Consider the following 22,192-nt stretch of genomic DNA (forward strand, 5'->3'; position numbering starts at 1 on the left):
GCACTCGCCGCCGCTTGACATACTCGAATGATAGTGAAATGCACGCAACTATCATTCTGGTACTACAATAAATCATCGGATCGGAATGAAGAGCGTCGCTAGGACGCGTCGGCGGGAGGGGTGCACAATGACAAACGGACAGAAGATAGATTTGCGGCGGGCTGGACGGCGGTCGCTCAAGACCGCGCCAATCATGGCCTCGTTGCTCGCGATGAGCTGCGTCGGCGAGGCGCGGGCCCAGGCCGGCGCAGCCGACGACACGGTCGCGGAAGTGATCGTCACAGCCCAGAAGCGCAGCCAGTCCCTGCAGGATGTTCCGATGAGCATGTCGGTCCTGGGATCCGACACGCTGGAGAAGGCGCAAGTCCAAGCATTCGAGGACTATGCCACCTTCGTACCCAACCTCTCCTTCGCCTATGGCGGCTCGACGCAGAACGACGGACGGAACGGGCGGGGCATCGCCCTGCGCGGCATCGCGGGCACAGGCACGGTCGGCGTCTACATCGACGACACGCCGGTCCCGGGCGATCTCGATCCGAAGATTTCCGACGTCGAACGCATCGAGGTCCTCAGGGGGCCGCAAGGCACCCTGTACGGCAGCGGCTCGATGGGCGGCACGGTCCGGATCATAACCCGCGCACCCGACCCGACGACCCTCTCCGGCCACGCGGAAGCGTCGATCTCCCAGGTGCGCGAAGGCCGCGAAAACTACGACCTCAAGGCCGCCATGAACGTCCCCATCGCGGGCGACAAGGCCGCGCTGCGTGTCTCCGGCTTCTTCCAGTCCGACAGCGGCGTCTTCGACCGCATCATCGGCGTGGGGCCGGCCCAGCGGCGCGAGCGAAACATCGACGGCCAACGGCAGTGGGGAGGACAGCTCACGCTGCTGATCCAAGCCACCGACAATCTGACCATCACGCCGCGGCTGATGCACCAGCATCAGAAGGCCGACGGCGCGCCGTGGGCCGACATCCGTCCCGGCGAATTTGACCAGTTCCGTCTCTTTGGCCTCGAAGAGCCGCTTGAGGACCGGTGGACCCACGCCTCGGTGGCCTTCAACTACGATCTTGGCTGGGCCGAACTGATCGCCTCGACCTCGTACCTCGATCGAAACTTCAGTGAGATCGAAGACCAAAGCGACCTGATCGCCTCACCGTTCGGCTTTGACTTCGCCTTCCCCTCGGCCTTGCGCGAGGGCCTGAACTACGACCGCTTCGTCCAGGAGGCCCGGATCGTCACGCGGCCTGGCAAGCGCTTCCAGTTCACCGGCGGGGCCTACTACTCGGATCTCAAGCGCCAGCGCCTGTTCGATGGGCCCGCCCCGGGCTTCGACGCGGCCTATTCCGCCTTCATCGGGTTGCCAGCCGGTCAGCGAGCGTTTGGAACTGACCAGACCTTTTTCCTGGATTCCCGCGACCAGACGCGGGAGCTCGCCTTGTTCGGTGAGCTGACCTACAACCTGACGGAGCGCCTGCGCGCCACCGCCGGGTTGCGGTACTTCGACGCCAAGCAGGACCGCAACCGGCGGGCCGATGGCATTTTCAACGGTGGGCCAACCTCCAACTCGGGGGTCACCCGAGCCGACGGCCTGAACCCCAAGGCCCGGGTGGAGTTCGACGTGAGCTCCAAGGTCCTTGTCTATGCGGTCGCTTCCAAGGGCTATCGACTGGGCGGGCTCAACGGCAAGCTGCCGACCCGCTGCGACGCCGACCTGCGGGCGCTGGGCGTCTCCAGCGCTGAACAGTACCGGCCTGACAGCCTCTGGAACTACGAGGTCGGAGCGAACGCCGCGACACAGGATAACCGCCTCACCGCGCGGGGCTCCGTGTTCCAGATCGAATGGAAGAACATTCAGCAGTCGCAGTTGCTCATCAACTGCGGCTTCGCCTTCACAGGCAACGCCGGGGCGGCGCGCAGCCGCGGCGCGGAACTGGAGGTCACGGCCCGGCCCGTCAATGGGCTCAGCCTCTCGGGGGGGCTTGGCTACACCGACGCCCAGTTCACCGAGAGCGATCCGTCGCTTACGGCCAAGGTCGGCGACCGCGTCCTGCAGATCCCAAGGTTCAACTTCACCGCCTCGGCGCAGTACGACTTCAGCCTGGGCGCCATGTTCGACGGCTTCGTTCGCGCCGACGTGTCAGGGGTGAGCAAGAGCTTCACGACGTTTGTCCAGGACCCCGGGGAACCAGGTTTCAGCGAGGCTCGGGTGCGCAGGCCCTACCAGCTGGTGAACCTGGCGGCAGGCCTGACCTACGAGGACGCGACGTTCACCGCCTTCGTCGAGAACCTGTTCAACGAGCACGCCAACCTGTCGGACACTCGATCGATCGCCGCGGAACTGCCGGGTCGGCCCCGGTACGCAACCAACCGTCCGCGAACGGTGGGCTTCGCCGTCCGCAAGTCGTTCTAGGCGCGGTCGGACCTGCGGATGGACGGCGGGGACTCCGGCGAGCACCGATCGAGCCCGCACGAGCACAGGAGCCCTGCCCACCCGGCGGGGCTCCTGATCCTCTCGGCGACGGAACTGTGGGAGCGGTTCAGCTACTACGGAACCCGGGCGCTGCTGGTGCTCTACCTGGTCAAGGAGTTGGATCACGACGATCGATCCGCCCTGTTGATCTACGGCGGCTACACCTCGATCGTCTATCTGACCGGCCTCCTGGGCGGGCTGGCCGGGGATCGCCTGATCGGCGCGCCGCGCGCGATCGTCCTCGGCGGGAGCTTGATCGTACTGGCTCACGCCGGGCTCGTCGCCAGCACGGTGATACGGCTTTCGCTTCCCGGTATGACGGCGGCTGGGGACGGCCTTTTCCTCTTGTCGCTCTCGCTCGTGGCCATCGGAACCGGTTTGCTGAAGCCCAACAGCACCGCCCTGGTCGGGCGGCTCTATGGTTCGAACGACCCCAGGCGCGACAGCGGCTTCACCCTTTTCTACGTGGGCATCAATGGCGGCGCGGTGTTGGGTCCGCTGGTCTGCGGGTTCATCGGGGAAACCTTCGGCTGGGCCTTCGGCTTCGGCGCGGCGGGCGTGGGCGTTGCGACGGGCCTCCTGCTGTTCGTCCTGCGAAGACGCGACGTGGTTCTCGCCGACATGACGCCCGTGGTCGGCCCCGCGATGACGGCGACGCTCGGCACGGCGATCTGCGCCGGGCTGACGCTACTGACCACCGGCATCTGGTTCGCGCTGAACCACCCGGCCGCCTTCGGTCAGATCATGCTGGCCGCGTCCCTGGTCCTCTCCGTGGGCGCTGTGCGCTTCCTGATCGGCTGCGGCCCATCGGAGCGCCGGGCCATGCTGCTGGTGCTGGGGCACGTCGCATTCTCCATCGTGTTCTGGGCGCTGCTGGAACAGGGCGGGGGCTCCCTGAGCCTCTTCACGGACCGGCACGTGGACCGCCAGCTGTTCGGCTTCGAGGCGCCCGCCTCCGTGTTCCAGTCGCTGGAGCCGCTGTTCGTGCTGTTGCTCGGGCCGGCTTTCAGCGCGCTCTGGCTGGTCCTGGCTCGCCGGGGCGCGAGCCCCTTCGTCTCCCGGAAATTCGCCCTTGGCCTGATCGGCGTGGCCGCGGGATTCGCGATCATGGTCCTGGCGATCGGCGCGTTCGGAGACCACGGCCAAGTCCCCGCCATCTTCGTCGTCGCCATGTACTTCGCCTTTGCCGTCGGTGAGTGCCTGCTCGCGCCCGCAGGCCTGGCGATGGTCACGGGCTGGTCGCCGCCTCGCGCCGCCGGGGTCATGGCCGGGATCTGGTTCTTCGGCATGGCCGCGGGAGGCTATCTGGCCGCCTCGGCCAGCGCTCACGCCCCGGACCTGACGCGGGCGGACCTCGGCGCCGCGGCGTTTTCCCCGCTGTTCATGGCGCTGGGCGTCATCGGGCTCGCCGCCGGTGTCGTGCTGCTGGTCGCGGCGGGCCGACTCCAGCGCTATGCCGGAGAGATCGGCGCGACCAAGCCCCCACCCAATCGTCCAGGGCCTTAAGAAGCGCCGCAACCTGCGACGACGTATCACAGCCGCCTTTTCCCTTTCTTAGCGCCGCAGGCGTGAAGCTGCCTGCTTGCGTACGGGAGACTGAGCCGATGCTGAAGGCGTTGGACCGCGCCCTCCAGGAAGACCAGGATCTGCAAGATGTGATGCTCGTGCGGGCGCAGCGCCTTCGGTTCAGGCTCTTCGTATGCGCGGTGACCGCCGCCATGGTCCAATCGCTAGCAGGCTGGCAGCTGACGCTTGCCTGGCTGGTCGGCTTCTCAGCGCTGCAGGGCCTCGAATCGATCTGCTTCCCCGTGCGTCGCCTGCCGGAACAGTTGATTACCGCGGCCGGCCGACGCCTGTCGGTCGGCGCCGTGTTCCTGAGCGGCGTCGTCTTCGCTGTGTTGCCAATGGCTGCGGCCTGGAATGGCGGGCATTGGGGAATCCTCTGCGCGGCTCTCGTGATCGCAGGAGCCGCCATCAACGCCATCCTCACCAGCGGCGCATCGCGAGTAGGACTTGCAGCAAGCGCGATCCCTCAAGGGGCCGCGATGCTGTTGCTACCGCTCGTGGCAATGCGCGCGGGCATCGACGGGTTCGAACTGGCCGCCATCGCCTGGTCGACCGCGTACTTCATCCTCGTGGCGTTCCTCGCCGCAGAACTCTGTCGCAAGACCTTGCAGGCCGAGCAGGGGGCGCGGGCCGAGGCGCAGCGAGCCACCGAGGCCAAATCGCAGTTCATGGCCATGGTCGGGCACGAACTGCGGACACCGATCAGCGCCATCCTCGCGGGTGCGGGCAGCCTGGACAGATCCAGTTCCCCCGCCGCCGTCGAGAGCAATGCTAACCTGATCTTGAGTTCCACCACGATGATGCGGACGCTCTTGAACGACCTCCTCGATCTCTCCAAGATCGAAGCGGGCCGCATGAGCGTCGAGGAGATTGCCTTCGACCTGCGCGGGCTGGTTCGGGAAGCCTTCGCCTTCTGGCGAACCGAAGCGCTCAGCCGCGGACTCCGGCTCCGTCCCGAAGGGATGCGGCAGACGCCGAGATGGGTCACCGGCGATCCGACCCGGTTACGGCAGATCCTCAACAACCTCATCTCGAATGCGTTGAAGTTTACGCCCAGCGGGTCCGTGACCCTGCGGGTTTCGATGTCGCCTCACCTGGCGCTGTCGGTGACGGACACCGGCCCGGGCATGTCGCCCGAGCACGCCGCGCGACTGTTCGGCGCGTACGAGCAGCTCGGCGCTGCAACTGCGCGCAATCACGGCGGCACGGGACTGGGGCTGAACATCAGTCGCAACCTCGCCAACCTGATGGGCGGCGACCTCAGCGTGGAAACCAAGCTCGGGGAAGGCTCGACCTTCCGGCTCGATCTGCCCCTGCCGCTGGCCGAGCCCCCGCAGGATGCCGCGGCGCCGACGCTCGAGGCGATGGGCGAGGAGAGCGGCCTCTTGGTGCTGATTGCTGACGATCACGAGGTGAACCGCACGGCGTTCGCGATGATGCTGGAAAGCACCGGCGCACAGGTTGAGGTCGCCGTAGATGGTGACGAGGCTTTGCGCATGCTTCGTCGGCACAGGTTCGACATCGCCCTTCTGGACGTGAACATGCCCGGTCTTTCGGGTATCGACGCCACGCTCCACCTCCGCGGCGAGCCCGGGCCGAACCGGCATATGCCGATCCTCGCGCTGAGCGCATCCGTCTCATCGCAGGATGTGAACGACTGCCTCGCGGCCGGCATGAACGGCTTCGTCCGAAAGCCGGTCGATGCGCGCGAATTGTTTGCCGCGATCAACCGGGCTGTGGCCGACGATCGGCGGATGGTCGCCTGACGCTTCGCGCGCACGGCCGATCCAACGCTCAGGAGCCCGCCGCCGACGAGGCCCCAGGTCGAAGCTCTGAGGCGAGTCCATGTCTTCCCCGGGTTCGGTCGAGCCGCCGCGCGAGCGGAACGATCAGGCCCAGGCAAGCGAGGTACATCGTAGCGGCGAGGACGCCGACCCAGAGATAGCCGTTCGCCACCAGGATGAGCGAGGCGAGGAACGGCCCCAGCGCGGTGCCAAAGTTCAGCATCGCGGCTGTCAACGCCGCGGTGCGTCCCTCAGGATCCAGCCCGGCGGCGACGCCGTTGAGGTAGGGAAGGCCGAAGAACCAGGCCAGCGCGATCAGGCAGGCGCCTGCCGTGTAGAGTTCCGGAGTACGCGCCAGGACGATGATCACGGCCGCGGTGGCGGACAGGCCAAGGGCTATGACCTGCGATGCCGTCCGACTGATCCGGGACCCCAGGATCGCGGCGATCGCCGCGCCGATGAATCCCGCGATCGATGCGAGGCCCAGGGTGCCGCCGACCTCGGCGACGGACATCCCGATCGCCACGCCCATCCGCTCTTCATAGGTCCATACCGCACCGTGCCCCGCGTAGAGGACCAAGGCGGCCGCAAGCAGCGGCGCTGCGTCGCGCAAGGGCGGACGCCGGCCGGCGCCTGCCGCCGCGTCGGTGGTCCGCGCCGGGGGCCGCGGCGCTGCAAAGGCGAACGGCAGGGTCAGCGCCGCGATGGCGGCCATCACCAGGAAGGCGGCGGCCGATCCCCACGCCTGCATGAGGTTCGGCACCGTGGTCAGGAACACGCCGGCATAGGCCAGCATGCCCATGGTGGTGATCGAATAGACGCGGTCGGGCTCCCGGTGGCCGGCGATGATGGCGCCGCTGATGGCCAGCGACGCGCCGGCCCCGGCCCCCGCGACCACCCGGCTGAGCACCAGCACCGTCGTGTCGCCGGCGAATGACGCCGCCAGATTGCCGGCGGCCGCCATCCCGAGGGCGCAGGCGCACAGGCCGCGGCGATCAAACCGTGACACAACGGCGGCGATCAGCAGGGCCGCCCCGCCGAAGGCGGTCATCTCCACCGCCGACACCATGCCGGCGGCCGACGGGGTAAGCCCATAGCTGTCGACCATCAGGCCGACCAGAAGCGGCTGCACGATTGCGGTGCTGTTGCCGATCAACCCCAGAAGGGTGACCAGGACGAGGGCGTTCGTGTCGGACAGTCGCATGACGACCCCCTCTCGGTTCGGTGGTCAGTCGGCCAGGATCTTCTCGTAACGGATGTGGCCGCGATGCACGGCGACCTGGTCGTAGAGCGCGCGCGCGGCACCATTGTCCTGATGGGTCAGCCAATGCACGCATGAGCAGGCGCGGCCCCGCGCCCAGTCGTACGCATAGGCGATCAACGCGCGCCCGACGCCCTTGCCTCGCAGCTCGGGCGGCACGAAGAGGTCCGACAGGTAGCAATGCGGCGCGGCCGACCAGGTCGAGCCGTGCAAGATCAGATGGACAAGCCCGACCGGCAGGTCGTCGGCTCCCACGGCGAGCGCGCAATGCAGCGGCGAGGCGGGATCATGAAACCGCGCCCAAGTGCTCGCCGTGGTGTCCTCAGGCAGGCTGACCGCGTAGAATTCTTGGTAGCCCCGCCACAGGGGCAGCCAGGCTTGATGGTCGGCGGGCGTCGCCGGACGGACCGTCACCGGCATGTCGCACCCATGGAACGCCAGGACCGCCGTCCGGCTACGTCCAGGATTCGAACAGGACGCCCACGCTTTCTCGGACTTTCTTTGAAAGCTGAGCCCGCGTCTTTATCAGGCCGAAATTGAATTCGACATAGTAGCTGTTGTAGACATAAAAGATGATCGCGGCGAGTTCCGGGGCCTTGAAGGCGTCTGAAATCGTTCCGTTCTTCTGGTAATACTTGACCAGCGCCGTGAGCTGCCGTCGCAATTCTGCATCCGCATAGCGGACCACCTCGTCCGTCTCCGCGCGGCCCGTGGACGTCGCCGGCCACAGGGTCGGCTTGAGACGGATTGACTTGCTGCGCTTGTCGAGGATGGTGACCATCAGGAGGCAGAAGGCCGTTATCCCGGCCTTCGGATCCTCGGGAGGGTCGTCGAGCAGCGTCTGGCTCTCGGAAAACAGTTCCTCCAGGTCGCGGCGAACTAGGTCCGCCAGCACCGAGGCCTTTGTCTTGAAATGCCGGAACAGCGTGGCGATGCCGATGCCCGCCTTGGTGGCGATGGCCTGCATCGTGGCCTTCTGATAGCCGACCTCGGAAAACAGCGAGAGCGCCGCATCCAGGACGGAATCCCGAACGACCATCTTCTGACGGCCTCTCAAGGTGAGCTCTACTGTCATCAGGGAATCCGGCTCCTCGGCGCAACGTCGGCGGACTGGCCCGGGGGCGCAAGCCATCCCGCGATGCGCCACTCCGGCCGCCTCCGGCGCAGCGGACTTCCGGACATCCGGGCCGCGACGCATCAAGGTTCCGAATCACTATCAGCCTAATAGCGCACCGCCAATACATCTCACGTCGGCGCCGGAGCCTGGCCGCCGCGTGTGATCCGGATACAGCCATAAAATGATAGATATTGAAAGTAAAATATCGAGTCGATATTATGACTGCTTCTAGATAGGAATTGCCGGGACGCGCGCCGCGCGCCGGCCGCACCCCGCTTGTAGCGCCGGCCATGGAGCGCAGATGACCCCTCCCGACACCCTTATCCGACGTCAGGCGTTCGTCGGCGGCCTCTGGTGCGACGCCCTCGACGGCCGCCGCCTGGCGATCACGGATCCCGCCGACGGATCGGAGATCTGCGAGGTCGCCCACCTGTCGCGGGAGGACGCCAAGCGGGCCATCGGTTGCGCGGCCGAGGCGCTCCCGGCCTGGCGCGCCCGCCCGGCGGCGGAGCGCGCCGCCTTCCTGCGTCGCTGGGCGGACCTCGTGCTGGAGAGTATCGAGCCCCTGGCCAAACTGCTCACGCGCGAGCAGGGCAAGCCGCTGGCGGAGGCGCGCGCCGAGATCGCCCAGGCGGCGGCGTTCCTGGGCTGGTTCGCCGAGGAGGCGCGCCGCGTCTATGGCGATCTGATCCCAGCGCCCAGGGCCGATCGGCGGACGCTGGTCCTCAAGCAGCCGGTCGGCGTGGTCGCCGCCATCACGCCGTGGAACTTTCCGGCCGCCATGGTGGCGCGCAAGGTCGCGCCCGCCCTCGCCGCCGGATGCACCTTGGTCCTCAAGCCTGCGCCCCAGACTCCACTTTCCGCCCTGGCGCTCGCCGTCTTGGCGGAGGCGGCCGGCCTCCCGCCCGGCGTCCTCAACATCATCCCCGGAGAGGCCGAGCCGATCGGGAACGCATTGATCGACAGCCACGCCGTACGGAAGCTGACATTCACCGGCTCGACGGCGGTGGGCCGGCAGCTTCTCGCGCGCTCGGCCGCCACGCTGAAGCGGGTGTCGCTGGAACTGGGCGGCAACGCGCCCTTCATCGTCTTCGCCGACGCCGATCTGGACGCGGCCGTCGAGGGCGCGATCGAGTCGAAGTTCCGCAACAGCGGCCAGACATGCGTCTGCGCGAACCGGCTCCTGGTGGAGGACAGCATCTACGACGCGTTCAGCGCCCGCCTTGCGGCCCGGGCCAAGGCGCTCGTGGTCGCGCCAGGCCTCGCCCCCGGTTCACAGCAGGGGCCGCTTATCGACCAGTCCGCCGTCGACAAGGTGGAGGCGCTGATCGCCGACGCCGTCGACAAGGGCGCTCGCGTCCTGACCGGCGGCGGACGGCATGTGCTCGGCGGGACGTTCTTCCAGCCGACGGTCCTCACCGAGGCCACTGCGGACATGCAATTGTGCCAGGCGGAGATCTTCGGGCCGGTGGCGCCGCTCTACAGGTTCCACACCGAAAACGAGGCTGTCGCGCTCGCCGATGCGACACCCTTCGGGCTCGCCAGCTACGTCTATTCCAGCGACCTCGGCCGGGCGTTGAGGGTCGGCGAGGCCCTGCAGTGCGGCATGGTCGGGATCAATGTCGGCGCCATGTCCACAGAGACGGCGCCGTTCGGCGGCGTGAAGGATTCCGGGTTCGGCCGCGAGGGCTCGATGTACGGAATCGATGAGTACCTGGACCTGAAATACCTCTCCTTGGACCTCTCCGCGCGATAGCGAGGCGGACAAACCGTTGCGTCCTGAAAGTATTCATGTGATAGTTTTAGAACGATTTCGATCATATCGAGCCAGCGAGGGAACGATGTCGAAGGGCGTGGGCGCATGGCGCCCGATCGTGGCGATCCTGTTCATGACGGCCGCGGTCAGCCTGCCGCTCGCGGCCAGGGCGCAAGCTCGGCCGGGGGCCGAGGGCGCCTTCGGAAGATGCGCCATATGCCATTCGACCCGCGCCGGCGCTGGCCCCAGCATCGGCCCGAACCTCGCCGGCCTGCTGGGCCGGAAAGTCGGCTCCGCGCCCGGCTTCACCTATTCGCGGGCGATGGCGAAGGCCGATTTCGTATGGGACAAGGCGCGGCTCGACGCTTTCCTGCGTGCGCCGCAGACGGTCGTTCGCGGGAACCGGATGGCGTTCGGCGGTATCTCCGACGCCGCGACCCGCGCCGACCTTGTCGCCTACCTGGCGTCGAGGAGCTAGGATGGCGCGGTCCCTGACCCCGGTGTCGTTGCCGGCCCTGGCGATCGGGCTGGCCCTGCTGTGCCCCGCGCACGGGCAGGCGGCCCCCATCGAGCCGGAGGAGCTACGCACCGAGACGCTGCCCGCCGCCTGGAACCCACACTGGATCTGGGTGAACGACGTCTCGTTCAGCCGGATGCCCGACGGCCGCGCCTACCTCATCGACGGCGATTCCGGACGTTTCCTCGGAATGGTCAGCGCCGGCTACAGCCACACGTTGCTGCAGATGACGCCGGCCGGGGCCGAGTTCGCCGTGCCCTCGACGTACTACTCGCGCGGCTCGCGCGGCGAGCGGACGGATGTCGTGACTCTGTACGACAAGGCGACCCTCACCCCCGGCGAGGAGGTCGTGATCCCGCCGCGTCGCTACATCGGCGCACCGTTCGTCGGCGCGATGGCGGCCACGGACGACGGGCGTTTCTCGCTCATCTACAACTTCACCCCCGAGCAATCGGTGACGGTTGTCGACCTCGTCGCGCGGAAGGTCGTGGGCGAGTTTCCCACGCCAGGCTGCGGCCTGATCTACCCCCTCGGGCCACGCCGGTTCTTCATGCAGTGCGCCGACTCGTCACTGCAAGCCGTTTCCATCGCGCCCGATGGGCGCCTAACGCTGGGCGAGCGGACGGCCAAGCTGTTTGCGGACGGCGATCCCGCGACGGAGAAGCCGGTTCGGATCGCGCCTGATCGCTGGCTGCTCTTCACCTACTCCGGTGAGATCCACGAGGTCGACGGCGGCGGCGGCCAGCTGAAGGCGGGACTCGCCTGGCGGCTCACCGACGCGGCAACGTCGGGATGGCGCATCGGGGGCCTGCAACCCGCCGCCTTCCACACACGCACGAACCGGCTGTTCGCGCTCATGCACCGGGGCGGCGACGGAACGCACAAGGATCCCGGCACGGAGGTCTGGGTGTACGACGCACGGATCGGACGCCGCCTGGAACGACGTAAGCTTGCCGCGCCCGCCACCTCTGTCGCCGTCAGCTCCGACGAACAGCCCCTACTGTTCACTGTCATGGCCGGGGTCCGCGATCTGGTCGTTTACGACGCCGCCACGGGCGCGAAGCTCCGGGTCGTCGACCAACTAGGCGACGCCCTGTCCTACCTGCAACCGGCTCCGCTGGCGGAGCCGACGCGATGACGCTCGACCCCGTCCTCCTACTGCTCACGAGGATGGCCTTCGGCCTGTTCCTCGTGGCGTCGGCCATGAAGAAGGCGCGGGATCCCGCGGCCTTCCGGGTGGCGCTCAGCGCCTATCGTCTCGTCCCTGCCGGCTGGACGTTCGCCGGCGCGGCGGGGCTGACCGTCCTGGAACTGGTGGTCGGCGTCGCGGTGCTGGCCGCGCCGACCGAGGCGGTGGCCCGCTTCGCGTTCGGGGCCATCGCGTCGCTGCTGGCGAGCTACGCCGTCGTCCTCGCCGTCAAACTCATGCGTGGCGAGCGCGACATCGACTGCGGATGCCTCGGCTGGGGAGCGCCCTCGCGAGGCCTCCGTTGGTCCATGGTGGCTCGCAACCTCGCCTTGGCCTCGCTCGCCGCCGCCCCGGCGGTCCTGCCTCGCGTCGCGCGAGACCTCAGCGGCGTGGACCTGCTGACGGTGGCGGCGGGCCTGGCCGTCGCCACCGTCCTCTACCTGGCAGTCGACACCCTCATCGGTCTACCCAGTCGGCGGACCGCGGCATGACCGGCTCCCTTCTTGTCGTCCTCGGCTTGCAGTGGGCGCTCCTGCTCCTGCTCGCGCTGCTCCTTCTGGTCGCCCTGCGGCAGATCGGCGTGCTGCACGAGCGCATGGGACCGGTCGGCGCGCTGGTCCTGGCCGGCGGACCGGCGGTCGGCTCGCTCGCGCCCACGTTCGACCTCACGGCCCTCGATGGGCGGCGGGTCAGCATCGGCACGCCCCAGGGCCGCGCGATCCTGCTCTTCTTTCTTTCGCCGAAGTGTCCAGTCTGCAAGTCGCTCGCCCCTGTCGTGAAGTCGATGGCCGCCCGGCGGTCGTCCACGCTCGACCTCGTCCTCGCCAGCGATGGCGACCACGAAGCGCAGTTGCGGATGGTTCGAGAGCTGCGCCTGGAGGCCTTCCCCCTCGTCCTCTCCACGCCGCTCGGCGTCGCGTTCCAGGTCTCCAGGCTTCCGTACGCGGTGCTGTTGCGCGCAGATGGCCGCATCGCGGCGAAAGGTCTCGTCAACAACCGCGAGCATCTGGAGAGCCTGTTTGAGGCCGAAGCCCGTGGGGTGGCCTCGCTCCAGGCCTTCCTCGCTGATGCGCCGCCAGCGCTCGCCATCACGCCTCGGAACCGGAAGACAGCTGATGATTTCCAGGGTTGATCGCCTCGCCGAAAGGGTCGCGCGCGGCGTCGCGCGGAAGCTGTCGCGGCGCGGGCTGGTGGCGCGAATCGGCGCGCTGTTCGGCGCATCGGCGATGCCACTGCTGCCGGTCTCCCGCGCGAACGCGATGACCTCCAAGTCCGGCGACGCGAGCGATCCGACCTCGTGCAGCTACTGGCGCTACTGCGGTATCGACGGCTTCCTCTGCACTTGCTGCGGCGGCTCGGCGTCCTCGTGCCCGCCGGGCACGGAGCCGTCGCCGATCACCTGGGTGGGGACCTGCCGCAACCCAGAAGATGGGTTGAACTACGTCATCTCGTACAACGACTGTTGTGGCAAAAGCGCCTGCGGCCGCTGCGAATGCTATCGCAACGAGGGTGACACGCCGGTCTACCAACCGCAGCAGGCCAACGACCTGGACTGGTGCCTGGGGACACGCTCGGGGGTCGCCTACAACTGCTCGACCGCCGTCGTGCTTGGCGTGGCCGAATGAGGGGATCGCAGATCCCGCCGGTCCTGCTGCTGGCGCTGACTCTCGCGTCGCCCGCCGCCGCCGGCACGCCCCAGGTCAACTACATGCTCAACTGCCAGGGGTGTCATCTTCCAGACGGCCGCGGTGTCCCAGGGCGCGTGCCCGACATGCGCGGACAGCTGGGCGAGTTGCTCCGAGCGCCCGGCGGACGCGCCTTCATCGTCCAGGTTCCGGGGACGTCCAACTCGAAGCTGAGCGACGCCGACATCGCCGAACTGCTCAACTGGTTGATCCCGCGCATGCAGCCCGGATTGCAGGGCCCGCTTGCCCCCTACAGCGCCGGCGAAGTGAGCGCCCTGCGGGCGGTCCGGCTCAAGGACGTCGCCGAGGTGCGCGCCGCCCTGGCCGCCGACATCCGCCGGCTGCCGGATCGCATGTCCCCGAAATCTCGAAACCAGGACTGAGGAAGCGAACGATGGACCAGGCGCAACCGGCCTCACTGACTCCGACCGACCCGCGGGTGACGGCGTTCCTCGCCCGCCGGCATCAGCTGTTCATCGGCGGTGCATGGCGCGAGCCGGCCGCGGTGGCGCTGCTGGACGTCCACGATCCCGCAACGGGCGAGGTCATCGCGCGGGTCCCCTGCGCGAACGCCCAGGATGTCGACGCGGCCGTGAAGGCGGCCGCCGAGGCGTTCACCAATGGAGCCTGGACCGGCCTGCCGCCAGCCGAGCGGGAGCGCATCCTGTTGCGCTTTGCCGACGCCGTGGAGGCCAACGCCGAGGAGCTCGCCCAGCTCGAAACCCTCAACCAGGGCAAGTCGATCAACATCGCGCGCCACGTCGATATCGGCGGCGCGCCCGCCTACATGCGCTACATCGCCGGCCTGACCACCAAGCTTACGGGCGAAACCCTAGACGTCTCGATCGGCGCGATCCCGGGTGCGAAGTTCACGGCCTACACACGCCGCGAGCCGTTGGGCGTCGTGGCCGCCATAGCGCCCTGGAACTTCCCGATGATGATCGGGCTGTGGAAGATCATGCCTGCCCTCGCCGCGGGCTGCACGGTGGTGCTGAAGCCGTCAGAGGTCACGCCCCTCACCAGCCTTCGGCTGGCCGAACTCGCCGCCGAGGCGGGCCTGCCCGCCGGGGTCCTGAACTTGATCACCGGCGATGGCGCGACCGGGCGCGCGCTCGTCGACCACCCGCTGGTGTCGAAGGTCACCTTCACCGGATCGACGGAGACCGGCAAGGCGATCGCGCTCGCCACCGCAGGCAGGCTGGTGCGGACCTCCCTTGAGCTCGGCGGCAAGAACCCGGCGATCTTCCTGAAGGATGTGCCGATCGACCAGGCCGTCGGGGGAGCCCTGCTCGGCGGGTTCTTCAACAACGGCCAAGTGTGCGCCGCCTCGTCGCGGCTTTATGTGGCGAGGGAGACCTACGGCGCCTTCGTCGAGGCCCTCGTGGCCGCCGTGGACGGCCTTTCGATCGGCCCTGGCATGGACGCCTCCGCTCAGGTGAATCCGGTCGTTTCGGCCGCCCATCGGGACAAGGTGATCGGAAGCATCGAGACCGCCAGGCGCGACGGCGCCCGCATCGTCGCAGGCGGCGACCTGCCGAACCGACCCGGCTACTATGTGCGCCCGACGGTGATCGTGGACGCCGGGCCGGACCTGGCGATCTCGCGCCAGGAGGTGTTCGGGCCCGTTGTGACCGTCACCGCGTTCGACGACGAGGCCGAGGCGCTGCGGCTCGCGAACGACACGAGCATGGGCCTGACCGCATCGCTCTGGACCAATGACCTGAAGAAGGTCCTCGACTATGTGCCGCGGCTCCAGGCGGGCACCGTCTGGGTCAACAGCCACAACGTCCTCGACCCGAACATGCCGTTCGGCGGCTTCAAGGAGTCCGGCATCGGCCGCGATTTCGGCCTCGCCTCTCTCGAAGGTTACACGGAGCTGAAGTCGGTCTGCATGGCCCACTGAGCTTGCTCTCATCCGGCATCCTCCCCCGGATAGCGCCCTCGCGGCGTAACTTGCGGCTGTCGGGATTCGTCCCGGCAGCCGTCTTCTTCCAGCCGTTGCGAGTAGTCCCTTTCCGGTTGCCCGCGCCGCGCGGGTCGGCTGGGGCCGGCCGCAATCTTTCAGGGAGTCTGCAGAAATGACCACCAATCGCCGCCAGATGCTGCTGACCGCCACCGCCGCGGCCCTGGCCGCCGGTGCGCCGTCACTGGCCGCCGCCGGTTCTTCCGTTTCCGCACCCGTTGCCAACTTTGAGCTTGCCGCCGTGCTCGACGCCTTCGTCGACGAGATGCTGCGCGACTCGCCGGAGACAGCCACCACTCTCGGCCTGGACACCGGCAAATACGCTGCCGAGCGGAGCAAGCTCAACGACCGTTCCGCCGCCGCGCGTCGCAATGCCGTCGCGGACTACGCCGACCGCGCCAGGCGCCTGGCGGCCATCCCCCGCGCCAGCCTCTCCGGCTACGATCTGACGCTCTACGACACCGTGCTCTATGCCCAGCAGGCCGGCGCCGAGGGCGGCCGGTTCTCCTACGGCGTGGACACCGCCAACCCCTATGTGGTCAGCCAGCAGGGCGGCCTGATCGCCAACGGCCCGGAGTTCCTGAACGCCCAGCACCAGATCGCCGGCAAGGCCGACGCCGACAGCTACATCGCTCGCCTCGGCCTGATGGGCGCCGCGCTCGACCAGGAGACCGACCGGATCCAGGCCGACGCGGGCGCAGGCGTGATCCTGCCGGACTTCATCCTGGCCAAGACGCTGGGCCAGCTCACCGCCTTTCGGAGAACCGCCGCGGCCGAGCAGGGCGTCGTCAAGTCGGTGACCGAACGGACCAAGGCCAAGGGTGTAGCCGGCGACTACGCCGGCCAGGCGACGGCGCTGGTGGAGCAAAAGGTATATCCGGCGCTCGACCGTCAGATCGCCGCGCTCCAGGCCCTGCAATCCAGGGCCACCGCCGACGCCGGGGTCTGGAAGCTTCCCGAAGGGGCGGCCTACTACGTCTGGGGCCTGAGGGAGGGCACCACCACCGAGATGACGCCGGCCGAGATCCACCAGATGGGCCTCGACCAGGGCGCGGCGATCGACGCCCAGCTGGACCAGCTGCTGAAGGCGCATGAGCTGACGCAAGGCTCGGTCGGCGAGCGGATGGGCGCCCTCACCAAGGACCCGCGCTTCCTCTATCCCAACACCGACGAGGGTCGCGCCCAGCTGATCGCCTATCTGAACGGCAAGATCGCCGAGATCCGACCGCACATGGCGGATCTCTCGAAGCTGGGCCTCAAGGCGCCGGTGCAGGTCAAGCGCGTGCCGCCGGACATCGAGGCCGGCGCCGGCCTCGGCTATATGAACTTCGCCTCGCTCGATGGAACCCGGCCCGCGATCTACTACGTGAACTTGGCCGACACCGGGAACTGGCCGCGCCACACACTAACCAGCTTGACCATGCACGAGGCGATCCCCGGCCACGCCTGGCAGGGCGCCTACCTCTCCGAGCGCCAGGACGAGGTCCACAGGATCGCCTCGTTCATCAACTTCAACGCCTTCATCGAGGGCTGGGCGCTCTATGCCGAGCAACTGGCGGACGAGGCCAGGATGTACAAGGACGACCCGTTCAGCCGGCTGGGCTATCTGCAGGCCCAGCGGTTTCGCGCCGCCCGCTTGGTGGTGGATTCCGGCCTGCACGACAAGCGCTGGACCCGTACCCACGCCATCGAATGGATGGTCGCCGCGACCGGCCGCTCCAACGGCGCGGTCAGCAGCGAGGTCGACCGCTACTGCGTAGCGCCCGGCCAGGCCTGCGGCTACAAGGTGGGCCACACCGAGATCGTGCGGCAGCGCGAGAAGGCCAAGACGGCGCTGGGCAGTAGGTTCGACATCCGCGACTACAACGATGCCGTGGTTTCCACCGGCGGCGCGCCACTGACCGTGCTGGAATCAGTGATCGACCGGTATGTCGCGGGCGCGAAGGCTTAGGCTTACACTGCGGGGCTGAACGCCACGCCGTTACGTGGAGCCGGTTTGGCCGGGCTGATGGCCGTCGACCTCGACGAGACTCTGCGCGCCGAGCACCGTCTTTCTTTCGACAGCCACGCGCCGCTCATCAAGACCGAAGGCATTTGGGCAGTCAGATCCCGAACATCGGAGGAATGAGTTGAGGAATTGAGAGCGGCCGGCGGGCGTGCTCGGTCCCGCCGCGTTCCGCGGCTCCTACGGGTCCGCCGCTTCGCGCGCCTGCTGCGCCGGCGGCCGCTCGACGGCGCGTCCCGCCGTGCAGCGCCGGGCGACGCCCGTCGCGCAGGCTCCTTGCAGCCTTCCTTTGCTTCGTGACTTAGTCCGTATGTCCTTCCTGCCGGCGGCGAGCCGTCGGGATCCTGGTGCTGCATTCTGAGCCGATGCAGCAGCATCGGAGGAAGGCATGGGCACGCTCTACGTCGGTCTCGACGTTCACAAGGTCAGCATCTCGGTCAGCGTCGCGGAGGATGGCCGAGATGGCGCCGTCCGGTTCCTGGGCGAAGTCCCCAACACGCCGACGGACGTCGCCAAGCTGGCCAAGCGGCTGGCGAAGGACGGCGACCCGTTGGAGTTCTGCTATGAGGCCGGCTGTTGCGGCTACGGCATTCACCGCCAGCTCACCGAGCTCGGGCACGGCTGTATGGTGGTGGCGCCGAAGCTCACCAACTCGATGTCCACGGCACCCTGTGGATTCTCGTTCAAGGTCAATAATGACCGAGGTGTCCGAGACGAGCACGGCCATGCTTAGGCCGCCTCTTCAAGGCGAGCGTCCAGCTCCCGCACGGAGATACCCAACATCTCAGCCGCGCGACTTTCACCGATGACGTTCTCAGCCAAGGCGCGGAGACACAGGCGTTCGAAGCGCTTCGGTTCTTCCTCCTCAGCGGCCATACACGCAGGTTCTTCGAAGGGCGGTCGCCGCCAACCCCGCGTCGTGAATTCTCGATAGAGCGCGGAAAAGGCCTTGGCGTCGATGATGCCAAGATCCCTGCAACGAAACGCAATTGCCTGCACACTCACGCCGAAGCGCTTCTTCAGCGCTACGAGTTCGCCCAGGCTGATCATCGATCGGTGTGCCCCGACCTCGGCGCGGACAACGTCGGCGGGCATGAGAAAAGCGCCCGCAAAGCGGTGTGCGGCCTTCTCTTCATCCACACCCGGCGCCGGCGTCATCACCATGTGGCCCAGCTCGTGAGCGAGCGTGAATCGCTTGCGTTCGGCCCATATATTCCGGCGCACCACCACGACCCGTGCCGCGTCGCGGCCGTGCCGTCGAACGCGTGCGGCCAAGCCGTCGATGTCCTCCAGATCAAGTGAGAGCACCTTGATGCCGCGCTCTTCCAGGAGCTCGGCGAGCTTTGGAATGGGGTCGTGGCCCAGCCCCCATTCATCGCGCACCGATCGGGCGGCGTCCTCGGCGTCACGGATGTCGCTCACCGGATAGGGGGCGCTACGCGGCTGTTCCCAATCGACGCTCTTCAGCTGCAGCAGGTCCTCGATCGCCAGGTAGCGTTCGAGCATCTGTATGGTCAGCGCTTCGACCGTCGCCTCTTCCTTCGCCGAGGTCTTTTTCCGGAAGTCGACGCCTTCGAGCACAAGCTCTTCGTCACTCAGCAGATAGCCTTCGCTGACCTGCAGCGCGGATGCCAACGCGATCAGCACCCGCGACCCTGGCATGTCCTCGTTGCGCTCGTACTTGCCGATAGCCTGAGCCGTCACCAAGCCGTCCATGCGAGCCGAAAGCTCGCGCAACGACAGGCCGGCAGAGGCTCGCGCCACCTTCAATCTCCGTCCGATCATCGCCTGCTCCTAATCTGTCGGTTTACAGATAACATATCTAGGCGCAATTTTGTAAACCGATACCCCTTGCGGTCGCCTGAGTTATCCCCATCTGCAGATCGACATAACGCTGTTTCGGCCCATTCTGTAAACCGAGGAGCCTATGGCTTGGACGAACCCGGGGGGCGTCTCTCGTCCCGACGACCCCTTCGCCGATCCGCTGGATGCGGTCCTGGCGGAGATCGCCATCAACATCCAGCTGCCACCTGGTCTTCATGCGAAGGCCGTCGGCCGCTATGAGGCCGTCCGGCGCTACATCGAACGGCCCGGCAGTCCGCTAGAGGGCCGCGTGACCTGCTTCTACCCGCAGGGGTCTATGCGGATCGACGCGACGACCTCCACCCGCGGGACCGATGACGAATATGATCTCGACATTGTCGCTGAAATCGACGGCCGCGACGATGGTCCCGAGGCTCTCCTGGATGATCTTGAGGCGGCGCTAGCCGACTACCCGGTTCGCAAGATCGTGCGTCAGACCCGCTGTGTGACTCTCTACTACTCGGATGGGATGCACCTCGACATCACCCCGGCCCGGCGCACGGCGCCGAAGGAAAAGCAGGGGGTGATCGCCCACGCGAAGAAGGGCGCGCAGAGCGACGAGCCCCGCTATGTAGCGATGAACGCCTACGCCTTCGGCGAGTGGTACACGGCCAGGACGCCAGTCGAGGAACGCTTCGCCAAGGCCCTGAACCAGCGCCTCTACGAGGAGGCAGGCCTGGAGTTCGCCGCTGACGCGGATGTCCATGACGTTCCCGATCAGACGCCCTTGATCATCAAGAGCGTCACCACGGTGGCTCTGCAGCTCCTCAAGCGTCACCGCAACATCATCTACGCTAACGAGACCGGCCGCCTGCCGCCGTCGGTGCTCCTGTCGTGTCACGCCGGCCATGCAGCCCAGCCGGGCATGGGCCTAGCGGAGATGGTGATGCGGCAAGCCCGGTGGACGGCGCGGGCCATCGACAATGCGGCACAAGGTGGGCGTTTGCTGTCGGTGCCCAATCCAGAGTACCCGGCGGAGTACTTCACCGACCGCTGGCCGGAAACCCAGTCGCAACAGGTCACCTATGCCCGTCGGTTGCACGCCCTGGCCAACGGCCTGGAGGCGGCCCGCAAGGGCAATGTCCAGCTCGAAGACCTACAGATCTGGCTGCGTCTGCAGTTTGGCGAGCGCGTCGTGACCCGGTCGGTGAAAGCCTTCAACGATCGGCTTGGCAGGCAGGTTAAGGCTGGCCAGCAGGGCTATACGCGCTCGGGTGGGCTGTTCACGCCGGCGGCGCCCGCGATCATCGGTGTCGCCACGGGCCTCGCGCCCGTCGCCGCTCGTGCCCACACCAACATGGGCGAGCGGCGGTTCCGTTGAGCCTCAGCATCGATCGTCAGATTGACGCGATGGCGCAGGTTTGGCCGGCGTTCCAATTGGTCGGTCGCGAAGGCGCTGCCGCGGCCTGGCGGGGGCGGCTGCGCCCCCTGCTGCAGACCTATGTTATTGAAATCCACTATCGGGCGCCGCTGGTTGTCGAGCGCCTCAACGTGAAGATACTCCAGCCGAAGGTCTATGTGCTGTCGCCGGCGCTAAGGTGTCGCCCCGGAGATGCCGAGGGCATGCTGCCGCACGTCTATTCTGGCCCCGATGGCGATGTGACCCTTTGCATGCTCGATCCTGACGCGGGCGAATGGTCGCCCTACGATCTCCTGGCCGAGACGACGGTGCCGTGGATTATTGACTGGCTGGCCGCCTACGAAGGATGGCGGGCGACCGGCACCTGGACGGCGAGCGGTCGGCACGTGGAGCCGCACTAATGGCCAAGACCAGCATCCCCCAAAAGGTTCAGTCGGCGCTCTGGGCGCGGGCGGGCGGCCGGTGCCAATTCCGCGGCTGCAACGAGGATCTGATCGGCGATCTTGTGGCGGGTCGCGAGGACGGCACTTTCGGCTTCATCGCTCACATCGTCGCCGACAGCGTACAGGGCCCACGCGGCGATCCGGTTCGCTCTCCCCTCCTGGCGAGGAGCCTCGAAAATCTGATGTTGATGTGCGCGCGCCACCACAAGCTGATCGATGTGGATGCCCTCGCAGACTACCCTGAGCCGATGCTGATCGGCATGAAGGGCGAACACGAGAGCCGCATTGGCGTGGTGACCGCGATTGACCACGACCGAGCGTCACACGTCATCCGGTTCGGGGCGAACATCGGAGAAAACGAAGCACTCGTCTCGACCAAGGCGATCTTCATGGCTATGCCGCCCGATCATCATCCGGCGAGTGGCCAAACCATCGACCTTGAGATGACCGGTTGCACATACCGCGATGACGAAGCGGCTTACTGGATGTTCCAACGGGATAATTTGCGTCGGCAGTTTGAGGCGAAGGTCCGCGGCCGCATCGAGCGGCAGGAAGTGCGGCATCTGAGCGTCTTCGCTTTGGCGCCTCAGCCGCTGTTGATCGAGCTTGGCAGACTGCTTTGCGATATCGCCCCCGCCGTGGTCCGACAACGCCATCGGGAGCCACCAACATGGTCTTGGCAGGCGAACCAGCCGCGTATCGACTATCGGGTGTCAGAGCCCACGCCAGAACGGACCGGCCCCATCGCGTTGAAACTGGGCATCAGCGCGACTTTGACCAATGAGCCGATCACCGAACTGCTCGGTCCTGACGTCGCTATCTGGTCGGTGACGGCCGACAATCCGCACAACGACATCCTGCGCCACCCCGACGATCAGGTCGTCTTCCGCCAGACGCTGCGTCGGCTTCTCGATCGCATCAAGACGACCCACGGCGAAGGTCAGTTGATCCACGTCTTTCCGGCGATGCCGGCGTCCTTGGCAGTTGAACTTGGGCGCATCTGGATGCCGAAGGCGGATTTGGCCATGACGATCTACGACAAGAACCGTACCGCCGGTTTCATGCCCACGATCACTTTAGGCCGCGATTGAGTTCGCCAGACCTTTGGCTGCGGCAGAGGCCAGCTATCAGTAAAATCAACGTGGGACATGGCGAACTGATAGACGCGGCGGATTCAAAAATCGGCAACGGACGCAGAAGCCCCGCCGTCTGA

At 67.1% G+C, this 22,192-nt stretch carries 20 protein-coding genes; 16 read left to right on the forward strand and 4 right to left on the reverse strand.

Features of this window, described 5'->3' with window-relative positions; translation table 11 throughout:
- The first annotated feature begins 193 nt into the window (after positions 1–193).
- From Q8Q88_RS21180 to Q8Q88_RS21190, 3 genes are all read left to right on the forward strand, one after another.
- On the forward strand, positions 194–2,410 hold the full coding sequence (locus tag Q8Q88_RS21180) for a TonB-dependent receptor (protein ID WP_305677169.1): 2,217 nt from the start codon (positions 194–196) through the stop codon (positions 2,408–2,410).
- A gap of 18 nt (positions 2,411–2,428) precedes the next feature.
- On the forward strand, positions 2,429–3,976 hold the full coding sequence (locus Q8Q88_RS21185) for a peptide MFS transporter (protein WP_305677170.1): 1,548 nt from the start codon (positions 2,429–2,431) through the stop codon (positions 3,974–3,976).
- Positions 3,977–4,074: 98 nt separating this feature from the next.
- Complete coding sequence (locus tag Q8Q88_RS21190) at positions 4,075–5,802, forward strand: ATP-binding protein (protein ID WP_305677171.1); 1,728 nt, start codon at positions 4,075–4,077, stop codon at positions 5,800–5,802.
- 28 nt (positions 5,803–5,830) lie between these two features.
- Here Q8Q88_RS21190 and Q8Q88_RS21195 read toward each other — a convergent pair whose 3' ends face one another.
- From Q8Q88_RS21195 to Q8Q88_RS21205, 3 genes are read right to left on the reverse strand one after another with little or no spacing between them, the layout of a single operon-like run.
- The gene (locus tag Q8Q88_RS21195) at positions 5,831–7,024 is read right to left on the reverse strand and encodes an MFS transporter (protein WP_305677172.1); all 1,194 of its coding nucleotides are present in this window, start codon (positions 7,022–7,024) and stop codon (positions 5,831–5,833) included.
- A gap of 24 nt (positions 7,025–7,048) precedes the next feature.
- The gene (locus Q8Q88_RS21200) at positions 7,049–7,501 is read right to left on the reverse strand and encodes a GNAT family N-acetyltransferase (RefSeq protein WP_305677173.1); all 453 of its coding nucleotides are present in this window, start codon (positions 7,499–7,501) and stop codon (positions 7,049–7,051) included.
- Between the two features lie 34 nt (positions 7,502–7,535).
- On the reverse strand, positions 7,536–8,279 hold the full coding sequence (locus Q8Q88_RS21205; protein ID WP_305677174.1) for a TetR/AcrR family transcriptional regulator: 744 nt from the start codon (positions 8,277–8,279) through the stop codon (positions 7,536–7,538).
- 220 nt (positions 8,280–8,499) lie between these two features.
- Between Q8Q88_RS21205 and Q8Q88_RS21210 the strand changes: the two genes are divergently transcribed.
- From Q8Q88_RS21210 to Q8Q88_RS21255, 10 genes are all read left to right on the forward strand, one after another.
- Positions 8,500–9,954 carry an NAD-dependent succinate-semialdehyde dehydrogenase gene (locus tag Q8Q88_RS21210; RefSeq protein WP_305677175.1) on the forward strand — a complete coding sequence of 485 codons (1,455 nt, stop codon included), beginning with the start codon at positions 8,500–8,502 and terminating at the stop codon, positions 9,952–9,954.
- A gap of 85 nt (positions 9,955–10,039) precedes the next feature.
- Positions 10,040–10,432 (forward strand): cytochrome c family protein, encoded by a 393-nt coding sequence (locus tag Q8Q88_RS21215; protein WP_305677176.1) that lies wholly within the window; start codon positions 10,040–10,042, stop codon positions 10,430–10,432.
- A 1-nt stretch (position 10,433) separates the two neighbouring features.
- Positions 10,434–11,609, forward strand: coding sequence for an amine dehydrogenase large subunit (locus Q8Q88_RS21220; RefSeq protein WP_305677177.1), 1,176 nt, complete (start codon positions 10,434–10,436; stop codon positions 11,607–11,609).
- Entirely contained in the window at positions 11,606–12,151 is a 546-nt protein-coding gene (locus Q8Q88_RS21225) for a MauE/DoxX family redox-associated membrane protein (protein WP_305677178.1), read from the forward strand. The genes Q8Q88_RS21220 and Q8Q88_RS21225 overlap by 4 nt, the downstream gene beginning before the upstream one ends.
- Positions 12,148–12,792: a redoxin family protein gene (locus tag Q8Q88_RS21230; protein ID WP_305677179.1), complete on the forward strand. Its 645-nt coding sequence runs from the start codon at positions 12,148–12,150 to the stop codon at positions 12,790–12,792. The genes Q8Q88_RS21225 and Q8Q88_RS21230 overlap by 4 nt, the downstream gene beginning before the upstream one ends.
- Complete coding sequence (locus tag Q8Q88_RS21235) at positions 12,776–13,285, forward strand: methylamine dehydrogenase light chain (protein WP_305677180.1); 510 nt, start codon at positions 12,776–12,778, stop codon at positions 13,283–13,285. The genes Q8Q88_RS21230 and Q8Q88_RS21235 overlap by 17 nt, the downstream gene beginning before the upstream one ends.
- Positions 13,282–13,728, forward strand: a complete 447-nt coding sequence (locus tag Q8Q88_RS21240) for a cytochrome c (protein WP_305677181.1) — start codon at positions 13,282–13,284, stop codon at positions 13,726–13,728. Before Q8Q88_RS21235 ends, Q8Q88_RS21240 begins: the two co-directional genes overlap by 4 nt.
- 11 nt (positions 13,729–13,739) lie before the next feature.
- Entirely contained in the window at positions 13,740–15,248 is a 1,509-nt protein-coding gene (locus Q8Q88_RS21245) for an aldehyde dehydrogenase family protein (RefSeq protein ID WP_305677182.1), read from the forward strand.
- Positions 15,249–15,423: 175 nt separating this feature from the next.
- Entirely contained in the window at positions 15,424–17,259 is a 1,836-nt protein-coding gene (locus Q8Q88_RS21250; RefSeq protein ID WP_305677183.1) for a DUF885 family protein, read from the forward strand.
- Between the two features lie 442 nt (positions 17,260–17,701).
- On the forward strand, positions 17,702–18,046 hold the full coding sequence (locus Q8Q88_RS21255; RefSeq protein WP_305677184.1) for a hypothetical protein: 345 nt from the start codon (positions 17,702–17,704) through the stop codon (positions 18,044–18,046).
- Here Q8Q88_RS21255 and Q8Q88_RS21260 read toward each other — a convergent pair.
- Complete coding sequence (locus Q8Q88_RS21260) at positions 18,043–19,098, reverse strand: XRE family transcriptional regulator (protein ID WP_305677185.1); 1,056 nt, start codon at positions 19,096–19,098, stop codon at positions 18,043–18,045. The genes Q8Q88_RS21255 and Q8Q88_RS21260 overlap by 4 nt on opposite strands.
- Before the next feature lie 142 nt (positions 19,099–19,240).
- On the opposite strand from Q8Q88_RS21260, the gene Q8Q88_RS21265 reads away from it, so the two are divergent.
- Genes Q8Q88_RS21265 through Q8Q88_RS21275 form a run of 3 tightly spaced genes read left to right on the forward strand, consistent with a single transcriptional unit; the run spans position 19,241 to position 22,070 of the window.
- Entirely contained in the window at positions 19,241–20,497 is a 1,257-nt protein-coding gene (locus tag Q8Q88_RS21265) for a nucleotidyltransferase (protein WP_305677186.1), read from the forward strand.
- Complete coding sequence (locus Q8Q88_RS21270; protein WP_305677187.1) at positions 20,494–20,937, forward strand: hypothetical protein; 444 nt, start codon at positions 20,494–20,496, stop codon at positions 20,935–20,937. Before Q8Q88_RS21265 ends, Q8Q88_RS21270 begins: the two co-directional genes overlap by 4 nt.
- Complete coding sequence (locus Q8Q88_RS21275; protein ID WP_305677188.1) at positions 20,937–22,070, forward strand: SAVED domain-containing protein; 1,134 nt, start codon at positions 20,937–20,939, stop codon at positions 22,068–22,070. The genes Q8Q88_RS21270 and Q8Q88_RS21275 overlap by 1 nt, the downstream gene beginning before the upstream one ends.
- Positions 22,071–22,192: the final 122 nt, after the last annotated feature.

This window comes from Phenylobacterium sp., assembly GCF_030697925.1.
In the GTDB taxonomy this organism is placed as follows: domain Bacteria; phylum Pseudomonadota; class Alphaproteobacteria; order Caulobacterales; family Caulobacteraceae; genus Phenylobacterium.

Coding starts and splice junctions, on each gene's coding strand:
- Q8Q88_RS21180 (WP_305677169.1), top strand. CDS start 194: ATGGCCTCGTTGCTCGCGATGAGCTGCGTCGGCGAGGCGCGGGCCCAG.
- Q8Q88_RS21185 (WP_305677170.1), top strand. CDS start 2,429: ATGGACGGCGGGGACTCCGGCGAGCACCGATCGAGCCCGCACGAGCAC.
- Q8Q88_RS21190 (WP_305677171.1), top strand. CDS start 4,075: ATGCTGAAGGCGTTGGACCGCGCCCTCCAGGAAGACCAGGATCTGCAA.
- Q8Q88_RS21195 (WP_305677172.1), bottom strand. CDS start 7,024: ATGCGACTGTCCGACACGAACGCCCTCGTCCTGGTCACCCTTCTGGGG.
- Q8Q88_RS21200 (WP_305677173.1), bottom strand. CDS start 7,501: ATGCCGGTGACGGTCCGTCCGGCGACGCCCGCCGACCATCAAGCCTGG.
- Q8Q88_RS21205 (WP_305677174.1), bottom strand. CDS start 8,279: ATGCGTCGCGGCCCGGATGTCCGGAAGTCCGCTGCGCCGGAGGCGGCC.
- Q8Q88_RS21210 (WP_305677175.1), top strand. CDS start 8,500: ATGACCCCTCCCGACACCCTTATCCGACGTCAGGCGTTCGTCGGCGGC.
- Q8Q88_RS21215 (WP_305677176.1), top strand. CDS start 10,040: ATGTCGAAGGGCGTGGGCGCATGGCGCCCGATCGTGGCGATCCTGTTC.
- Q8Q88_RS21220 (WP_305677177.1), top strand. CDS start 10,434: ATGGCGCGGTCCCTGACCCCGGTGTCGTTGCCGGCCCTGGCGATCGGG.
- Q8Q88_RS21225 (WP_305677178.1), top strand. CDS start 11,606: ATGACGCTCGACCCCGTCCTCCTACTGCTCACGAGGATGGCCTTCGGC.
- Q8Q88_RS21230 (WP_305677179.1), top strand. CDS start 12,148: ATGACCGGCTCCCTTCTTGTCGTCCTCGGCTTGCAGTGGGCGCTCCTG.
- Q8Q88_RS21235 (WP_305677180.1), top strand. CDS start 12,776: ATGATTTCCAGGGTTGATCGCCTCGCCGAAAGGGTCGCGCGCGGCGTC.
- Q8Q88_RS21240 (WP_305677181.1), top strand. CDS start 13,282: ATGAGGGGATCGCAGATCCCGCCGGTCCTGCTGCTGGCGCTGACTCTC.
- Q8Q88_RS21245 (WP_305677182.1), top strand. CDS start 13,740: ATGGACCAGGCGCAACCGGCCTCACTGACTCCGACCGACCCGCGGGTG.
- Q8Q88_RS21250 (WP_305677183.1), top strand. CDS start 15,424: ATGACCACCAATCGCCGCCAGATGCTGCTGACCGCCACCGCCGCGGCC.
- Q8Q88_RS21255 (WP_305677184.1), top strand. CDS start 17,702: ATGGGCACGCTCTACGTCGGTCTCGACGTTCACAAGGTCAGCATCTCG.
- Q8Q88_RS21260 (WP_305677185.1), bottom strand. CDS start 19,098: ATGATCGGACGGAGATTGAAGGTGGCGCGAGCCTCTGCCGGCCTGTCG.
- Q8Q88_RS21265 (WP_305677186.1), top strand. CDS start 19,241: ATGGCTTGGACGAACCCGGGGGGCGTCTCTCGTCCCGACGACCCCTTC.
- Q8Q88_RS21275 (WP_305677188.1), top strand. CDS start 20,937: ATGGCCAAGACCAGCATCCCCCAAAAGGTTCAGTCGGCGCTCTGGGCG.